This is a genomic window from Nitriliruptor alkaliphilus DSM 45188, from assembly GCF_000969705.1.
Taxonomy (GTDB): Bacteria; Actinomycetota; Nitriliruptoria; order Nitriliruptorales; family Nitriliruptoraceae; genus Nitriliruptor; species Nitriliruptor alkaliphilus.
On sequence record NZ_KQ033901.1, the window covers coordinates 3,820,943 to 3,837,186 of the forward strand.

Annotated in this window: 16 protein-coding genes and 1 pseudogene; 2 read left to right on the plus strand and 15 right to left on the minus strand. The window is 74.4% G+C overall.

Going from position 1 to position 16,244, the window contains the following annotated elements:
- Nucleotides 1-29: 29 nt before the first annotated feature.
- The 6 genes from NITAL_RS17700 to NITAL_RS17725 all read right to left on the minus strand — a co-directional run bounded on the left by NITAL_RS17700 (nucleotide 30) and on the right by NITAL_RS17725 (nucleotide 5,581).
- Nucleotides 30-503, minus strand: a complete 474-nt coding sequence (locus NITAL_RS17700; RefSeq protein WP_052667508.1) for a hypothetical protein — start codon at nucleotides 501-503, stop codon at nucleotides 30-32.
- Nucleotides 504-998: 495 nt separating this feature from the next.
- The gene (locus NITAL_RS17705; protein WP_052667509.1) at nucleotides 999-2,612 is read right to left on the minus strand and encodes an amidohydrolase; all 1,614 of its coding nucleotides are present in this window, start codon (nucleotides 2,610-2,612) and stop codon (nucleotides 999-1,001) included.
- Complete coding sequence (locus tag NITAL_RS17710; RefSeq protein WP_052667510.1) at nucleotides 2,609-3,664, minus strand: hypothetical protein; 1,056 nt, start codon at nucleotides 3,662-3,664, stop codon at nucleotides 2,609-2,611. The genes NITAL_RS17705 and NITAL_RS17710 overlap by 4 nt, the downstream gene beginning before the upstream one ends.
- The gene (locus NITAL_RS17715) at nucleotides 3,661-3,993 is read right to left on the minus strand and encodes a hypothetical protein (RefSeq protein ID WP_052667511.1); all 333 of its coding nucleotides are present in this window, start codon (nucleotides 3,991-3,993) and stop codon (nucleotides 3,661-3,663) included. Before NITAL_RS17715 ends, NITAL_RS17710 begins: the two co-directional genes overlap by 4 nt.
- Entirely contained in the window at nucleotides 3,990-4,448 is a 459-nt protein-coding gene (locus NITAL_RS17720) for a GNAT family N-acetyltransferase (protein ID WP_052667512.1), read from the minus strand. Before NITAL_RS17720 ends, NITAL_RS17715 begins: the two co-directional genes overlap by 4 nt.
- Nucleotides 4,449-4,474: 26 nt before the next feature.
- Nucleotides 4,475-5,581 carry a M24 family metallopeptidase gene (locus NITAL_RS17725; RefSeq protein ID WP_211262488.1) on the minus strand — a complete coding sequence of 369 codons (1,107 nt, stop codon included), beginning with the start codon at nucleotides 5,579-5,581 and terminating at the stop codon, nucleotides 4,475-4,477.
- Here NITAL_RS17725 and NITAL_RS29630 point away from each other — a divergent pair.
- A pseudogene (locus tag NITAL_RS29630) lies at nucleotides 5,535-6,785 on the plus strand (glycerol-3-phosphate dehydrogenase/oxidase); the annotation flags it as partial. The gene NITAL_RS17725 and the pseudogene NITAL_RS29630 sit on opposite strands and share 47 nt — an antisense overlap.
- On the plus strand, nucleotides 6,671-7,312 hold the full coding sequence (locus NITAL_RS29250) for a glycerol-3-phosphate dehydrogenase C-terminal domain-containing protein (RefSeq protein WP_083441718.1): 642 nt from the start codon (nucleotides 6,671-6,673) through the stop codon (nucleotides 7,310-7,312). The pseudogene NITAL_RS29630 and the gene NITAL_RS29250, both read left to right, overlap by 115 nt.
- Here NITAL_RS29250 and NITAL_RS17740 read toward each other — a convergent pair.
- The 9 genes from NITAL_RS17740 to NITAL_RS17780 form a co-directional block, all read right to left on the minus strand.
- Nucleotides 7,302-8,225, minus strand: a complete 924-nt coding sequence (locus NITAL_RS17740) for a diacylglycerol/lipid kinase family protein (RefSeq protein ID WP_052667516.1) — start codon at nucleotides 8,223-8,225, stop codon at nucleotides 7,302-7,304. The two genes, NITAL_RS29250 and NITAL_RS17740, sit on opposite strands and share 11 nt — an antisense overlap.
- On the minus strand, nucleotides 8,222-9,319 hold the full coding sequence (locus NITAL_RS17745) for a heterodisulfide reductase-related iron-sulfur binding cluster (RefSeq protein ID WP_052667517.1): 1,098 nt from the start codon (nucleotides 9,317-9,319) through the stop codon (nucleotides 8,222-8,224). The genes NITAL_RS17740 and NITAL_RS17745 overlap by 4 nt, the downstream gene beginning before the upstream one ends.
- The gene (locus tag NITAL_RS17750; RefSeq protein WP_052667518.1) at nucleotides 9,316-10,755 is read right to left on the minus strand and encodes an FAD-binding oxidoreductase; all 1,440 of its coding nucleotides are present in this window, start codon (nucleotides 10,753-10,755) and stop codon (nucleotides 9,316-9,318) included. The genes NITAL_RS17745 and NITAL_RS17750 overlap by 4 nt, the downstream gene beginning before the upstream one ends.
- An 81-nt stretch (nucleotides 10,756-10,836) precedes the next feature.
- On the minus strand, nucleotides 10,837-13,575 hold the full coding sequence (locus tag NITAL_RS17755) for a DEAD/DEAH box helicase (RefSeq protein WP_052667519.1): 2,739 nt from the start codon (nucleotides 13,573-13,575) through the stop codon (nucleotides 10,837-10,839).
- Between the two features lie 64 nt (nucleotides 13,576-13,639).
- Complete coding sequence (locus NITAL_RS17760; protein ID WP_052667520.1) at nucleotides 13,640-14,293, minus strand: hypothetical protein; 654 nt, start codon at nucleotides 14,291-14,293, stop codon at nucleotides 13,640-13,642.
- Complete coding sequence (tatC, locus tag NITAL_RS17765; RefSeq protein WP_052667521.1) at nucleotides 14,290-15,024, minus strand: twin-arginine translocase subunit TatC; 735 nt, start codon at nucleotides 15,022-15,024, stop codon at nucleotides 14,290-14,292. Before tatC ends, NITAL_RS17760 begins: the two co-directional genes overlap by 4 nt.
- Nucleotides 15,025-15,066: 42 nt before the next feature.
- Complete coding sequence (tatA, locus tag NITAL_RS29255) at nucleotides 15,067-15,264, minus strand: twin-arginine translocase TatA/TatE family subunit (protein WP_052669774.1); 198 nt, start codon at nucleotides 15,262-15,264, stop codon at nucleotides 15,067-15,069.
- Between the two features lie 147 nt (nucleotides 15,265-15,411).
- Nucleotides 15,412-15,684 carry a hypothetical protein gene (locus tag NITAL_RS17775; protein WP_052667522.1) on the minus strand — a complete coding sequence of 91 codons (273 nt, stop codon included), beginning with the start codon at nucleotides 15,682-15,684 and terminating at the stop codon, nucleotides 15,412-15,414.
- Between the two features lie 169 nt (nucleotides 15,685-15,853).
- Nucleotides 15,854-16,225: a hypothetical protein gene (locus tag NITAL_RS17780; protein ID WP_157041925.1), complete on the minus strand. Its 372-nt coding sequence runs from the start codon at nucleotides 16,223-16,225 to the stop codon at nucleotides 15,854-15,856.
- Nucleotides 16,226-16,244 lie beyond the last annotated feature (19 nt).

Sequence of the window (16,244 nt, forward strand, 5' to 3'; positions counted from 1 at the left end):
CGGCGCGACCCCGCGCCGCTCGGCCACGCTCAGGCGCAGTCGCGGCAGAGCATGCGCTCGGGGTCGGCGAGCTGGCTGTCACGCTTGGCCATGTAGCACGAGCGGCAGACGAACTCCTCCTCGCGGAGACCGTCGATCGTCGCGTCGTCGTCGTCGTCCTCGTTGACGACGGCGGCGACCACGCGCACCTCGTCCTCGTCGTCGAACGCCGCTTCAGCCGGGACCGCCGCGACGACGAGCGGCTCCTCGTCGTCCGGATCGAGGCCCTCCTCGAGCGGGACTTCGAGGGACTCCTCGTCGTCCTCGTCATCACCATCGTCGTCCGCGTCCGTGTCGTCCGCGTCGTCGTCCTCGGCATCGTCGAACTCGTCCTCGAGGTCGGCCAGGACGGCGCCCTCGAGGTCGTCGTCAGCGGGGTCATCGCCCTCGACCGCCTCGAGCGCGTCCTCGTCGGCGGCCATGGCCACGACGGGATCGTCGCCGCGCTTGCGTCGCGCTGCCACGGGCGGGCTCCTCGAGCGGTGTCGCACGGGCGGAGGCCCCTGCGGGGCGCGCTTCGTACCAGAGTGCCCCACGTCCGCGCAAGACGGTGCCCGGTCCGGTCGGACCAGGTGCGGAGGGAGCCCGTGACCTCCCGGGCTCGGCCAGGGAGCTCCGGGGGGCCCCGGTCCGAGCCGGGACCCCCCGTGAGACCTGGTGGACCACGACGCCGTTGGGGCCGTGCAGCCCGGGTACGGCGTTGGGCGTGCACGTTGTCTACTAAGCGTGGTGTCCACCTCGACGCCGGCGACCCGCGTGAGGTTCGGCCCCGTCACCGGGTGGCGGAGCGGGCCCCGCCTCCGGTGTTCCTCAGGACCGGCCGCCCCCTCCTCGCGAGCCGCATCGGTGTCGCCGACGGTCGGTACCGAACCAAGCCACGTCGGTCGGCGTCAAGCGCTGGGGCGTGGCTGCTCGGGTTCGTCTCGCCGACCGCACGGGGGCTTGCATCCTCGGGAAGGTCAGCGTCCCGGCGCCGGAGGTAGTGGCGCATCGCCGTGGGCGACCCGGCCGTGGACGACGGTCAGGATGCAGCGGGCCCCCCGCGGGTCGTCGGCGGCGTACGGGTCGCCCTCGAAGGCCGCCAGGTCCGCCCGCATCCCGGCGCGGACCACGCCCGCGTACCGGTCCTGGCGCGCCGCGTGCCGCCCACCGAGCGTGGACATGGACACCGCTTCGAGGCGGCTGACTGCGTTGTCCGGGTGCCGCCGGGCCTCGGCGGCGTGCACCGTCGCCCACGGGTCCATCGGCGCGACGTTGGCGTCGGAGCCGAACGCCAAGCCGATGCCCCGATCGGCGAGCGCCCGGAACGCGTTGGTGCGGCTGGCGCGCTCCGGCCCGAGCCGCTTCTCGTACATGCCGCCCGGGCCGCCCCACCGCGCCTCGAACGCCGGCTGGGCCGACACCACGAGGCCGAGGTCGGCCACCTCGTCGAGCAGATCGAACGGCAACACCTCCGCGTGCTCGATGCGGTGCCGCAGGCGCACCACCGCGTCGCCGAGGTGGTCGGGCAGGGCGGCCTCGGCGGCCCGCAGGCACCGCACGGCCTGCCGCAGCGCGGCATCACCGATCGCGTGCACCCCGACCTGCAGGCCGATGCTGGTGGCCTCGACGTACCAGTCGGTCAGCGTCGCGTCGTCGAGTTCGAGGTCGCCGCGCTCCTCGGGGCGGTCCGCGTACGGCTCGCACAACGCGGCGGTGTGGCTCCCGAGCGAGCCGTCGAGGTACAGGTCGCCTCCACCCTGCCGCAGGTCGAGTTCGACGGGCACCGACAGGTCGAGGTCGCCCCAGTACGGCACGATCTCGATCGGCCACTCCCCTTCGACCCAGGCGTCGAGGTCGGCCCGCCCCATCAGGTCCGGGCCGGCCATCTCGTGGACGGACCCCACGCCCATCGACGCGGCGTACCGGGTGGCGGCGTGGCGGGCAGCGACGAGCTCGTGGGCCTCCATGGCGCCGATCGCCCACCGGCGCACGATGTGGTTCGCCTCGCGTTTGAGCAGGCCGGTCGGCCGGCCGTGGACGTCGCGGACCACGCCGTTGGCTCGGGCGAGCGGTGCAGCAGCCAGGGTCTGCTGGTCGACGAGGCTGGCATGTCCGTCCACGCGCGACAGGTAGACCCCACGGCCGGGCGTGACCTCGCTGAGCTCCTCGGGGGTGGGCAGCGCGTCGGGGTACAGGTACGGGTCGAAACCGTGCCCCCAGATCACCCGACCGGTGTGCTGGCCGGCGTACGTCGCGACGGTGCGCAGCAGCTCGGCTCCCGACCGGGTGTCGCTGAGGTCGAGGGTCACCTGACCGAGCCCGAGCGGGGTCAGGTGGGCGTGGGCGTCCACGAACGCGGGACCGATGACCGCACCGTCGAGGACGCGGCGGTGCTGGTGCGGCGGGGCGTGCTCGGGGTCGTCACCGACCCAGACGACCCGGCTGCCGCGCACGAGCACCGCACGGGCGTCCACCCGGCCGTGCCCGAGCGTCAGCACCCGATCGGCCACGAGCAGGGTCCCGCGCCGCCCGGACCCCTCCGGGATCCGGGCGCGACCGGTCGCACGTTTCGTGCCGCCCTCGATGGTCACGTGGTCTCCAGGTCGTCGCCGGTCGGTGGGAAGGTCGGCAGCGCCCCCACACCGGCCTGCCAGCGCAACGCGGCCAGGAGCACCGACCGTTCGGCGACCAGCCCACGCAGGGCCGCGCCCCGGTCGGCGGTCACACCGCGTCCGGCGTGGATGGCGGCTCCCCGGCCGGCGGCGCGGGCGTGGCGCAGGACGCTGGCGGCGACCTCAGGCGCGGTCACCGGGTCGGTCAGCACCTGGACCGCCGGCGCGAGCCGCGCTGCCAACGCGGCCCCTGCGGGGTCGGCCAGGACGACGAGGTCGGGCCGCCCCCCGCTGGCCGCCAGCACGTGGTCGGCCCCGGCGACCGGGTCCCTGACGGCAGCCACGGCGGTGCGATCCGCACCGAGCGCACGGGCGAGACGGGCCCCGGCGAGGCTGCCGACGACCGCGGTGACGTGACGCAGCTGCGACGAGGCGACCGCGACCGCGACCGAACCGGCCGGCTGCTCGGTCCCGACGATCACGGTGCGCTGACCGGACGCCAGGGACGATGGGAGGTCGGCGACGGCCGCGAGGACGGCGGCCAGCTCCGGCGGGGCGTCGCCCACGGGGATGGTGACGGCTGCGGCGGGCAGGACCGCGTGGCCGTGCAGGCCGATGACGCGCCCGCCGTCCCACCCGTCGCTCGGGAGGGCGAACAACGGCACCGCGGTCGCCGGCAGGGCGACGGCGACCCGCTCCCCCGCATCGACCGGGTGCGGGTGCGCGGTCCCGACCGCAGCGACGCGACCGATCAGGGTCGCGTCGCCCGCCTCGGGCCCGAGGCCACCTCGCTCGGCCAAGGTCTCGGCGAACGCGGCGGTCAACCGGACCGGGTCCGTCCCGAGCCGATCTGTCCACGTCCGGTGGCCACGGGCGCTGAGCACCACTGCCTCGAGGTCGAGGCGAACCTCGCCGTCCCACAGCTCGGCGAGGGCATCCAGCCGGGTCGCGGTGAGCGGCTCCCCGCCCACCGGCTCGAGCACCCGGTGCTCGCCTCCTGAGCGGCCGTAGGTGGGTCCGTGATCGTTCATGCGGCGGTCCCCGCACCTGCGGCGAGGATCAGCAGGACCGGTGCGAGGAGCAGCAGCCCGACCCCGAGCCCGATGCGCCCGCGCGGCACGGGTCGGCCGCGGTACTCGTCGCGGACGGCGCCCGCCAGCGTGACGAGCCCCGCGAGACCACAGGTCAGCGCACCCGCGACGAGTGCGGCGAGGAGGCTGGCCCCGCCGCTGGCACCGAGGGCACCCACGACCGCGGCGCCGACCAGCGATGCGGTGCCGCCCACCAGGAGCACGCGCCGGGCGGGACGACGTCGCCGCCGTTCCTGCTCGGCGGCGGCCTCCGCGGATGGCTGGGTCACCGAGCATCGCCCCGCTGCCCCTGCTGCGGGGTGAGCGACATCAGGACCCGACGGGGCACGTACCCGAGGGACTCGAGGAAGGCCTGGCCGCTGGGGTTGTCGGCAGCGACGGAGATCTCCACCACCGGCACCCGGGTGTCCTCGGCCCAGCCCTGGATCGCGGTCAGCAGGGCGTTGCCGACCCCACGTCGGCGGGCCGCCGCCCGGGTGAAGACCGGGCCGATCTGGCAGCCGATCGGCCGCATCGTGCCGGCCGCGTACCCGAGCTTGGTGCCGTCCGCGTCGCGTGCGAGCCAGTAGATGCCGCCGCTCGGCAGGGGCACGTCGCTCGGTCTGCCGTCCCCGGACGCGGCCTCCTGCTCGCGCCGGTACTCGTCCGCGAGGTCGCGGATCTCCTCGATGCGCGCCCGCTGGACGCGGACCTCGGTGTCGTCGCCCGTGGTCGTGTCGCTCACGCCGCTCCCTGTTCGCTCCCGGTGGGTCAGACGACCAGCACCTCACGTGGCCGGTGGTTGACCCGTTCGACGCCGTCCTCGGTCACCACCACGATGTCCTCGATGCGCGAGCCGTAGCGGTCGGGCACGTAGATCCCGGGCTCGATCGAGAACGCCATGCCCGTCGCCACGGGGTCGGCGTTGCCCGCCACGATCCACGGTTCCTCGTGCTCCTCGACACCGATGCCGTGCCCCGTGCGGTGCACGAAGTACCGGCCGTACCCGGCGGTGTCGAGGTGGTCGCGCGCTGCCGCGTCGATGGCCTCGGCGCTGACCCCGGGGCGCACCGCCTGCACCGCTGCCTCCTGGGCCTCCTCGAGGGCGCGGTGCAGGTCCGCGTACCCGTCCGGCAGGTGCCCGAGGGCGTAGTCCCGGGTGCTGTCGGAGCAGTACCCCGCACGCGTGCCCCCGATGTCCACGACGACGGCGTCCCCGACCTCGAGCGTGCGGTCGCCGGTCTCGTGGTGCGGCGAGGCGCCGTTCGGCCCGGAAGCCACGATGACGAAGTTGACCTCGTCGTGGTCGTCCAGGATGCGTTCGGCGATGTCGCGGCCGACCTCCGCCTCGGTGCGGCCGGGGCGCAGCAGGTCCGGCACGGCGGCGTGGACCGCGTCGATCGCGGCACCGACGTCGCGGAGGGCCTGGATCTCGGCGGCGGTCTTGACGATGCGCAGGTCGCGCATGACCGACGACCCCGGCACCCAGCGGGCACCACCGAGGGCGGCCTGGAGCCCCAACGTGAAGGAGGTCCACAGCCGGTCCTGCACACCGAAGGTCCCGCCGAGGTCGGTGCCGGCGGCCGCGAGCCGGTCGACCACGTGAGCGACCGGGTCGTCGGTCTCCCCCCACGTCACGAGGTCGGCGTGGTGCGTTGCACCGCTGGCCTCGGCCCGCGCCGTCTCGAGCTCGGGCACGATCAACGAGGCGGGCCCGTCGACCGGGACCACCAGCATGGTGAGCCGCTCGAGCGGGAGGGCGTGGTAGCCCACCAGGTAGCGCAGGTCGGCGGACGGTCCGACGAGCAGCGCGTCCACCCCGCGGGTGCGCATGGCGGCGCGCAGGCGCTCGAGACGGTCCGTCGTCGGGTCCGGCACCGCGGCTCCTCCGGTGGTGGGTGGGAGGGGCATCCTACGTACCCTCCGGGCCCGTGCTGCCGTCGGCTGTCGAGGATGCCCCGTGTCCGAGCCCACCGCCGCTGCCCTGCGGCGCGACGACGCCGTCGCGGCGCTGCCGGACACCGTCGACGTGCTCGTGATCGGCGGCGGCATCACCGGCGCAGGGGTGGCGTTTGACGCCGCCTCCCGGGGCGCCCGGGTCGCGCTCGTCGAGCGCGGCGACCTGGCGCAGGGCACCTCCTCCCGGTCGTCACGGTTGATCCACGGGGGCGCCCGGTACCTGGCCACCGGTGACGTCGCGATGGTCGCCGAGGGGGTCCGCGAACGCGACCGGTTGCGCCGCATGGCGCCGCACCTGATCCTGCCGCTGCCCTTCGTCGTCCCGACCGACTCCCCCGTCGACCTCGCGTTGCTCCGGGTCGGCATGACCGCCTACGACGCCCTGGCGATGGGACGCGGGGTCGGCACCCACCGTCTCCTCGACGCCACGGGGGTGCTCCGTCAGGCGCCGGGGCTCGCACGGGGCTTCACCCGCGGCGGGGTGCGGTACTGGGACTGCCGCACCGACGACGCGCGCCTCACCCTCGAGGTGGCCCGTGCGGCGATCGACCACGGCGCGATCGTCGCGCCGCACGTGGCCGTGACGGGTCTGGCCCGGCAGGGGGGACGCATCGCCGGCGCCACGCTGACCGACGTCCTGTCCGGCGGGGAGCGGACCATCGCCGCACGGTGGGTGGTGTCGGCCAGCGGCGTCTGGGCGGCCGACGTGCAGCACCTCGACGCGGCGAGCGAGGACCTGCAGATGCTGCCCGCCCGGGGCATCCACCTCGTGTTCGACCGCCAGGACCTGCCGGTCAACAGCGCCCTGGTCCTGCCGTCCGGCGCGGGGGACGGACGGCGGCTGTTCATCATCCCCTGGGGAAGTCAGGTCTACGTCGGGACGACCGACGACGTGCACGACGGCACGCTGGAGGACCCAGCGGTGATCCCGGCCGATGCGGACTACCTCCTCACCGGTCTCAACGCGGCCTTCGGGACCTGGTTGACCGTCGACGACGCGGTGGGCGCGTGGGCGGGTCTGCGCCCCCTGCTGCGGGACCCGCGCGCGAAGGTGACCGCCGACCTGTCGCGGCGCCACGCCATCGTCGAGGGGGCCCCGGGCCTCGTGACCGTGACCGGGGGGAAGCTGACCACGTTCCGGCGGATGGCCGCCGACGTGGTCGACCGGATCGCAGCCGCCGAGGGGGGGCGAGCCGGTCCCGGACCGCGTCGCTGCACCTCGGCTCGAGCGGCGCGGTCGCGACGGAGCGCGCCCGGCTGCGGCGGCACGGTGCGAGCGTCGACGTGGACCCCGCGACCCTCGACGGGTTGCACCACCGGCACGGCGACCGCGCCGGCGCCGTGCTCGCGCTGGCCGCGGCGCACGGCGAGCTCGGACCGCTGGTCCCGGGCCTCCCCTACCTGCGGGGCGAGGTCCGGTGGGCGGCCCGCCACGAGCTGGTCGGCCGCCTCGACGACGTCCTCCAACGCCGGCTGCGGGTGTCGACCCGTCACCGCGAGGCCGGCGGTGCCGAGGCGATCGGTTGGAGCGCGGACGTCCTCGCCGAGGAGCTCGGGTGGTCACCGCAGCGCCGGGACGCCGAGGTCGCCGACTACCTGGCCGCGGTTCGCACCGAACGCGGCGCGGTCCCCCTGCCCATCACAGCTTGATCCGCAGCACGCTCGGCAGGACGTCGAACGTCGCCGGCGTGGTGCCGAGGACCTCGCCGTCGGCTTCGACGACCAGCGGGGGTCCCTCGAGGACGACGGTCGCGCTGTTCCACTCGCGCACGTCCGGACGGCTCGTGTGGGTGCCCTTGCGCAGGGCCGGCGCGGCGCGCACGACGTCGAGCGGGCGTCCGGTCCACGCCTGGACGTTGAAGCGGCCGTTCCACGGCAGGGCACGCGGGGCGACGTTCATGCCACCGCCGAAGAACTGTCCGTTGGCCACCACCACGTTCGACAGCGGCTCGGTCAGCTCGTGGTTGTCGAGCCGGACGGTGGTCTCCACCAGCCGGAACCGGGCGATGGCGGCGATGGTCGCGACCCCGTAGCGGGCGGGACCGAGGCGGCTCGGCAGGCGCCCCGCCAGCGCGGTGACCGTCCCGCCGTACCCGGCCTCGGCGATGTTGGCGAACAGGACCGTCCGGGGCTGGCCGTCCAGCCCCGTCAGCCGCACGCGGCCGAGGTCGAAGTTGTTGACGGTGTCGCCGAGCAGGTGCTGGATCGCGAGCTCGGGTCGGCGGTCGAAGCCGAAGGTCCGAGCGAGATCACCGCCGGAGCCCCCGGGGATGACGCCGAGCACCGTGTCCGCCTGGTGTGGGTCCCCGGTCTCCGGGTCGACGAGGCCGTTGACCACCTCGTGGACGGTGCCATCGCCGCCGACCGCGACCACGAACCGACGGCCGCCCAGCACGGCCTCGCGGGCGATCCGGGTCGCATCGCCGGCGGCGGTGGTCTCGGCCACGTCGTGCTCGAACCCGCGCTCGTGCAGCGCAGCGGACGCGGCGCGCAGGACCTCACCGCGGTCGTTGCCCGCGTGGGGGTTGGCGATCAGGAGCGGCGCCCCGAACGGTGCGGTCACGGTGTGCTCCATCGGTCGCGGGACGGGTCCTGGTCGAGGCGGCGCGCCAGTGCGGTGGCCAGGTCGGTCACGTCCACACCGGCGGCGGCGAGGCGCTGCTGCGCCCGGGCACACCCGGTGACGACCGGACCGTCGCCGAGCTGACGGGCGCGGAACGCCGCGGTCCGGTCGGCGGCGTCGGGGTCGAGCTGGTCCATGGCAAGTCCGGCGCCGCTGCACCCGGTGTGGACGCCGTGCTGCTCGGGTTCACGCAGTGCGGCGCCGGCAGCAGCCAGCACACGTCGTGGTGCGTCCGTGACCGCTTCGCCGCGGGCCAGCACGCAGGGGTCGTGCCAGGTGACGTCCCAGGTGCCACCGGGGAAGCGCAGCCGGCCACCGGTGACGAGCCCGTCGAGGTGACTGGCGAGGTCGGTGGCCTGCAGGCCCACCGCACGCAGCGACCCGAGGCAGTGCGGGTCGGTGGCCACGACCCGGGCCGGGCGGTCGTCCACCGCGTCCGCGAGACGCGACCGGGCGTCGTCGCCCGCACCGGGAACACCGAGGTCGTCGAGCAACGCGCCGCAGCAGCCGCTCGGGACCTCGACCGCGACCCGATCACCTGCGGCCCGCAGCACGTCGACGGTGGCGGCGATGGCCTGCGCGTCGTCGCGGCAGCCTGCCACCACCAGGACGTCCGCGTCGGGGTCGGACGCTGGCGCGGCGGGGAGCGCTGCCCCGGTCGGTGCGCGGCCCGCCGCGACGTGACGGGTCGCCTCGCCGACGACGCTCGGAGCCGCCCCAGCTGCCTGCCACGCCGCGCGGCCGGCCCGGACCTGGCTCGGCACGTCCTGGTCGAAGGTGCACGGCACCTGGCACGCCAGGCAGCCGCTGCACGCGGTCAGCCGCCCCGCGACCTCGGGGACGAGCGGCAGCCGCCCCGCCGCGAGGTCGCTGACGGTGCGGTGGAAGCTCCACGGGACGGCGTCGTCACGTCCGGTGGCCGAGGTCACCGGACAGGCGAACGTGCACATCTTCGGGCAGTAGCTGCCGTGGAGCGCGTCGTCGGCGACCGCGGCGACCTCTGGCCCGGCGGCATCCTTCCGCGGGGTCGTCACGCGGGACCTCCGAGGCCGAGCTTGCCGGGGTTGAGCAGGTGCCCCGGGTCGAGCGCGTCCTTGACCCGCCGGAGCACGTCGAACCCGGCCGGGCCGAGCTCCTCGGGCAGGTACGGGGCCCGCAGCAGCCCGATGCCGTGGTGGTGGGACGCGGTCGCCCCGACGGCGAGCGCCGCACGCTGGCCCGCCTCCCACGCCGCGTCGTAGCGCGCCAGGGCCTGCACCTCGTCACCCTCGTTGACGGCACCGAGCGTGAAGTAGATCGACGCGCCCGTGTCGTACACGTGGCTGACGTGCGCGAGGACGAGGTCGACGTGGGCCTGCAGCGCGTCGCGGACGGCGACGTACAGGTCGGGCAGGTCGCGCCACAGGCCGGCGACCTCCATGGTGTCCAGGGTGAGCGCGTCACCGAAGGTCCCACCGGGCTTGACGTACTCGGCGAACCGGTAGCTCATCCCGTGGCGGTGGGCGCGCCAGTGCTCGCCCGGGCCGCGACCGAGGTCCTCGGCCCCGAGGCGGGTCAGCTCCCCCGATGCGACCTGTTCGGTGAACGCTGCGACGTCGGCGCGCCCCTCGCAGCCGACCACCAGCAGGCACCCCTCGGGGACGGGCAGCCCCTGGCCGCCGAAGACCACGGCGGTGTCCGGCTCGTCGTAGAGGCGGAGCACCGCGGGCATGGTCCCGGTCCGGACGATGGCGCGCATCGCCTCGAGCCCGGCACCGACATCGCCCACCAGCCAACCACGGTCGAGCGTGGTCTCGGCGACCGGGCGGACCCGGAGCCAGGCGCGGGTGATGATCCCCGTGGTCCCCTCGCCGCCGAGGAACAGCCGGGTCAGATCCGGCCCGGACGAGGTCTGCGGTACGGGGCGTGAGGTGAACACCTGCCCGTCGGCGAGGACGACCTCGAGGCCGACCACGGTGTCCTCGAGCTTGCCGTGCAGCGCGGACGCCTGACCCGCCGACCGCACGGCGAGGAACCCACCGATCGTCGACGCGTGGGCGCTGCTCGGGTGGTGACCCAGCGTCCAGCCGCGGTGGACGAGGTGGTCCTCGAGCCGCTGCGCGATGACCCCCGGCTCGACCTCGATGACCCCGGAGACCTCGTCGAGCGGTCCGATCCCGGTCAGGAGCTTGAGGTCGACGGTCAGCGCGCCGGCGACGGGGTTGGCGCCCCCGCAGACGCCGGTGCCGGCACCGAACGGCACCAGGGCCACCTGGTTGGCGGCGCACCACGCCACCACGTCCACGACCTCGTCACGGCTGCGTGGCGCCACCACGGCGTCGGGAGCCGGCAGGTCCTCGCCCGCGCGGCGCCGCATCAGCATGCGCGGCCACCAGTCGTGCGCGTACGGCCCCGTGACGTGCGGGTCGGTGACCACGTCCAGGCCCGTGACGTCGGCGAGGTCGTCGAGGAGCGCGGTGGACAGGGGCACGGGAGCTCCGGGCACGGGTGGCGGCACGACGGCAGGCTAGTCGTGGCCGCCCCCGTCCCCGTGGGTCGGCGTGTGCCGCCGTCAGGACTCGACGATGCCGCGGCGGAGGCCGTCGAGGGCCGTGTCGGCCGCCTTGGCGAGCTGGTCGTCGCCGACCGAGCGCAGCTGGCCGACCAGGTCGGCGACCTGCTTGACGTTGCGCACGAAGTCCCCGCCGGTCAGCTCGAGCCGTCCGAGTGCGTCGTCGAGGGACGCCCCGCCGGCCCACCGCCAGGCGGGCGCGACGAACCCCGCGTCGAGGTCGCGCAGGGGCCGCAGGCCCGCCGCCTGCTCGCGGCCCCGCAGCTCGTCGGCCAGGTCCATCAGGTCCTCGGTCACCTCGTACAGCCGCAGCGTCGGCAGCTCGGCATCCTCGGTGGGATCGCCGCCCCGTGGGGTGTAGAGGAACAGGGCGGCCACGCCGGCCAGCTCGTCGGGTTCGAGATCGTCGAGCAGCCCGCGGCGCAGCGCTTCGGCGACCAGCAGGTCGACCTCGCTGTAGATGCCCGCGAGGGTCCGGCCGGCGTCGGTCGGTTCGGGGTCCCAGCTGCCGCGGTCGCCAGGCGGCAGCCCGTCGGGGTCCGCGACGTAGCCGAGGTCGGCCAGGACGCGCAGGATGCGGTGCAGCTGGCGGACCAGGTTCCCCGTCCGGGCGCTGACGCGCTGCCGCAGGTCGCGCGCCTCGTCGTCGAGCTCGTCGTAGCGGTACTGCCAGCGTTCGTGCTCGGAACGGTCGGGACAGCCGTGGCAGGGGTCGGTGCGGACCTGCTCGTGGAGGGCCACGACCTCCGCCGAGGGGCCGCGGTCCTGCTGCGGGTCGCGGGGCAGGTCGGCGACGTCGAGCCCGGGCGGGTCGAGCTGGCGCAGGCTGACCCCGAGCTCCTGCCGGTAGGCCGACTGGCGCGGGTTGCCGGCCCCGGGCAGGCGCAGGCGTTCGACCGGGACGGGGGGGTGCTCGAGCTCGCGCGGACCGAGCTTGGTCAGGCTCTTGTCGTCGACGACCAGCTGGGCGATCGGCGTGCCCTTCTTGGTCAGGTGGACGCCGACGACGGCGGCCAGCCCCCGCTTGCCGAGCCACGGCAGGTGCAGCACGTCGCCGGGCTGCAGGCCAGCGATCGCGGTGCGGATGCGGTCGCTGGCGGCGTGACGGCGCTCCTTGGCCTCGCGCTTCTCGCGGCGGGACACCTCACGCCGCCGCGCCCAGTAGGCGGGCCAGTCCCCGAGGTGGCACGCGAGGTGGCGGGCGTAGCCGGCCATCCCCTCCTCGAGCTCGGTCAGCCGTTCGGTGGTGCGGGCCACGGAGGCGTCGGCCTCGAACTGCGCGAACGAGGCACCGAGCAGGTCCTCGGCCTCGCGCAGGTCGTGGCGCCGCAGGAGGTTGACCGCCATGTTGTACGACGGTGCGAACGAGCTGTGCAACGGGTAGGTCCGGGTGCCGACCAGGCCGGCGACCGTCCGGAAGTCCAGGTCGCGCTGGTAGAGCACGACGGCGTGGCCGACCCGGTCGATGCCACGTCGGCCCGCGCGGCCGGTCAGCTGGGTGTACTCCCCCGGCGTGAGCAGCACGTGGGACTCGCCGTTCCACTTCTCGAGACGTTCGATCACGACCGTCCGCGCCGGCATGTTGATCCCGAGCGCCAACGTCTCGGTCGCCACCACCACCTTGAGGAGGTTCCGCTGGAAGAGGACCTCGACGACCTCCTTGAACGCGGGGACCATCCCCGCGTGGTGGGCGGCGATGCCGTCGATGAGGCCGGCACGCCAGGTCGGGAAGCCGAGGACCCGCAGGTCACCGTCGGGCAGGTCACCGACCATCGAGTCGACGATCGCGGCGATCTCCTCGCGCTCCTGCTCGCTGGTGAGCCGAACGCCGGCGACCCGCAGCTGGGCCACGGCGTCCTCGCACCCCTGGCGCGAGAAGACGAACAGGATGGCCGGCAGCCAACGTCGCTCGGCGAGCTCCTCGACCACCTGCGGGCGGCTCGGCCAACGCAGCCGCACGTCCGGGCCCTGGCGCCGCCCCTTGTTGGACACCCGGTTCCGGGTCCGCGCGCGGCGCTCGAGCATCAGCACGTCGGGGTTGGGCACGCCGCCGAGCGCCTGCGAGGCCGCCTCGCGGTGTTCACGGGTGGCGCCGCCCTTGCGCCCGGCCCGGAAGGTGTCGTGGACGGTCTGGTTGACGAAGTAGTGGTGGCGGAGCGGGACGGGACGGTGCTCCTCGATGACCACCTCGCAGCCGTCCCGGACCTCGTCGAGCCACCGGCCGACGTCCTCGGCGTTGGACACGGTCGCCGACAGCGCGGCCAGCTTGACCCGCGTGTCGAGCTGGATGATGACCTCCTCCCAGACCGCCCCGCGGGAGCGGTCGGCCAGGAAGTGGACCTCGTCGAGCACCACCGAGCGCAGGTCGTCGAGCGCCGGTGACGCCTCGTAGATCATGTTGCGCAGCACCTCGGTGGTCATGACGACCACGGGGGCGTCGCCGTTGACCGAGCGGTCGCCGGTCAGCAGGCCCACGTTCGCCTCGCCGTAGACCTGCGTGAGGTCGCGGTGCTTCTGGTTCGACAGCGCCTTGATGGGGGTGGTGTAGAACGCCCGCCCTCCCGTGCGCAGCGCCTCGTGGCAGGCGAACTCGCCCACGACGGTCTTGCCGGCGCCGGTGGGTGCGGCGACCAGGACCGACCGGCCCGCCAGCAACGCGTCGATGGCGCGTCGCTGGAAGGGGTCGGGCGAGAAGCCGAGGCTGGCTTCGAAGGCGCCGAGCAGGGCGTGGTCGGTCACGGGTGGCTTCCGGCAGGTTGAGGTGCAGGCTACGACGTGCGCGCACGGCCGGCGGCCAGCCGTGTCAGCGCAGGTCGGTCAGGGACGGCAGCCGGCTCGGTTCGGCGACGCCGCCGGTCGTCCGCCCCTCCAGCTCGCCCAGTCCGGCCTGGGCCGTCTGGGTGAACTCCTCGGCCCGGATGCGCAGCCGTAGGACCTCGGAGGTCAGGTCACGCATCACGGCGGGCTCGCCGGCCTCGGCCGCCTCGCCGAGCAGCTCGACCGCGTCCCGGGTCAGGGTCACCGCCGTCACGAACTGCCGCTGAACGGGCCGGACCGACGGTTCCACGTCGACCCCGACGAGCCGACGAAGCACCGCGTCGTAGGCCTCGAGCCACCCCTCGACGTACGGGGTGACGACCTCGGCGTCGCCGGTCGACCGCAGCAGCTGGAGCTGGTCACTGACGGCCGGCATCCCGCTGCTGCCGGCGGTCCAGAGCGCGTCGGCGTCGACCGCCAGGCTGACGACCTCGCGGTTGACGACGGCGACGGCGGTGTCGTCCACCGTCGGGGCGAACGCCCGGCCGATGAGGATGCCGATGATCAGCGCCACGATCGCCGACAGGGCGACCGGCATCACCGGGGTCCGCTGCAGCCGGCGCCAGCTGAGCTGGATGGACTCGGAGCGGGAGGGTTCCCGGGCGGTGGGCGGGAGGTCGGCCGCCTCCGCTCGGTTCACCGCCGCCTCCGTCGTCGTCGTTCGATCAGCCACGCGGCACCGATGGACATCTCGTAGAACAGGGCCATCGGGCCGGCCATCAACATCAGCGTGATCGCGTCCGTGGTCGGCGTGATGATGGCGGCAGCCACCACGATCGCGACCATCGCGTACGGGCGGGCCCGTCGCAAGCTGGCGGCGGTGATCACGCCGACCAGCGACAGGAAGATCAGGACGAGCGGCAGCTCGAAGACCAGACCGAAGGCCACCGACGTGGTCAGGAAGAACGAGATGTACTCGTCGAGGGTGAGGAAGATGTCGACGCGGTCACCGGCCATCCCGAGCAGGATGCGCAGCCCCTGCGGGATGACCACGTAGGCGAACACCATCCCGACGGCGAACATGATCTGGCTGAGCACGACGAACGGCAGCGCGAGGCGGCGTTCCTTGCGCGTCAGGCCCGGGGTGATGAACCGCCACAGCTGGTAGAAGATCACCGGCCCGCCGACGAACAGCCCCATGACCACCGACGTCTTCATGCGGACCGAGAACGGTTCCATCGGTCGGATGGCGACCAGGTTGCACTCGCCACCGCTCGGATCGAGCACCGCCTGCGAACGGCAGAACGGCTCGAGCAGCACCTCGAGCACCATGGGGAAGACCAGGTACCCGACGATGGTGCCCACCACGAGGGCGAGCGCGGCACGCGACAGGCGGGAACGCAGCTCCACGAGGTGCTCGAGGAGCGACATCTCCCCCGCGTCGGCGCCTCGGAGCGGCTCCGCGGTGATGGGTCAGCGCTCCTGGTCGCGCTCGCGGTCGCGGTCCTCGTCCTTCGTGGCGTCGTCGTCGACGCCCTCGCTGGAGCCCTTGCGGAACTCGGTCATCGACTGCCCGATCGACCGCGCCAGGTCCGGGAGCTTGCGGCCACCGAACAGCAGCAGGACGATGAAGAGGATGACGATCAGTTCCCAGCCGCCGGGCATGGTCATGATCCGCGCCTTCGTCACTCGTGGGCGCGTCGAGCCGACAGGTCCGCGCGCGCCAGCAGTCTACCTGCGTAGGCGCCGTCCAACGAGGTGCGGGCGCCACCGGTGCGGTGCGGCTCCGCCGGGCACCCCGGAGCCCCTGGACCCCCGCTAGGAGGGACCGGGGCGCCAGCGACGCTTGCGGCGGGTTGCGGCGAGCCGCGCGCGTTCATCGAGCCGGTCACCGATCGCCGCGAGTTCGGTCGCGGTGACCTCGCCATCCACCTCCAGCTGCCGCAGCGCCGGGGTCAGTTCGCGTTGGAGGTCGTCGAGGTCCCCGGCCAGCCGTCCGAGCCGTCGGACCAGCGTCCGCACGCTGAGGACCAGCGCGACCATCGTGACCAGCACGAGGACGCCGAGCAGGGGCCAGACGACGGTGGGCACGCGCGCGGTCCTCCGGAGGTGACGACGACGCCCGGGAGCCTAGGGGCCGGGGCGTGGTGGTCGGTGCGGCAGCGCGCCTGGAGACGGTGGGCGTTGGATGGCCCCGGTCGGGCCGGCGCCGGTGAGGGAGAGGACACCAGCGTCGGTCCGGCCGGGGCCGGGTGGTCCGTCAGCGCCCCGTGGTGGCCAGGAGGCGGTCGAACCAGGTCGGGTCGTCCTGCAGCAGCAGGTGCATGTCCAGCAGGTCGTCGGGGGTCAGCCGCGGGCCCGCGGGCGGGTCCTCGGGGTGCGCGGGACGGGTGTCCGCCTCGGCGACCGCCTCCTCGACGTCCTCGATCGGGACGCCGCCGGTCGTCAGCAGGCTCGCGATGCGCTCGTCGGCGGGTTTCTCGACCAGCTCGGCGCAGTCGGGGCAGCTGAAGCGGTAGCAGCTGCCGTCGGTGACGTCACCGAGCGCGTCGACGACGCGGCGGAGCACGACGTCGGCGGGTCGCAGCTCGATCTCGCCGCAGGACGGGCACGTGGCGCGGATGCGGGTCACCTCGATGACCTCCGGTCGG

Coding starts and splice junctions, on each gene's coding strand:
- tatC (WP_052667521.1), bottom strand. CDS start 15,024: ATGTCGCTCCTCGAGCACCTCGTGGAGCTGCGTTCCCGCCTGTCGCGT.
- NITAL_RS17710 (WP_052667510.1), bottom strand. CDS start 3,664: ATGAACGATCACGGACCCACCTACGGCCGCTCAGGAGGCGAGCACCGG.
- tatA (WP_052669774.1), bottom strand. CDS start 15,264: ATGACCATGCCCGGCGGCTGGGAACTGATCGTCATCCTCTTCATCGTC.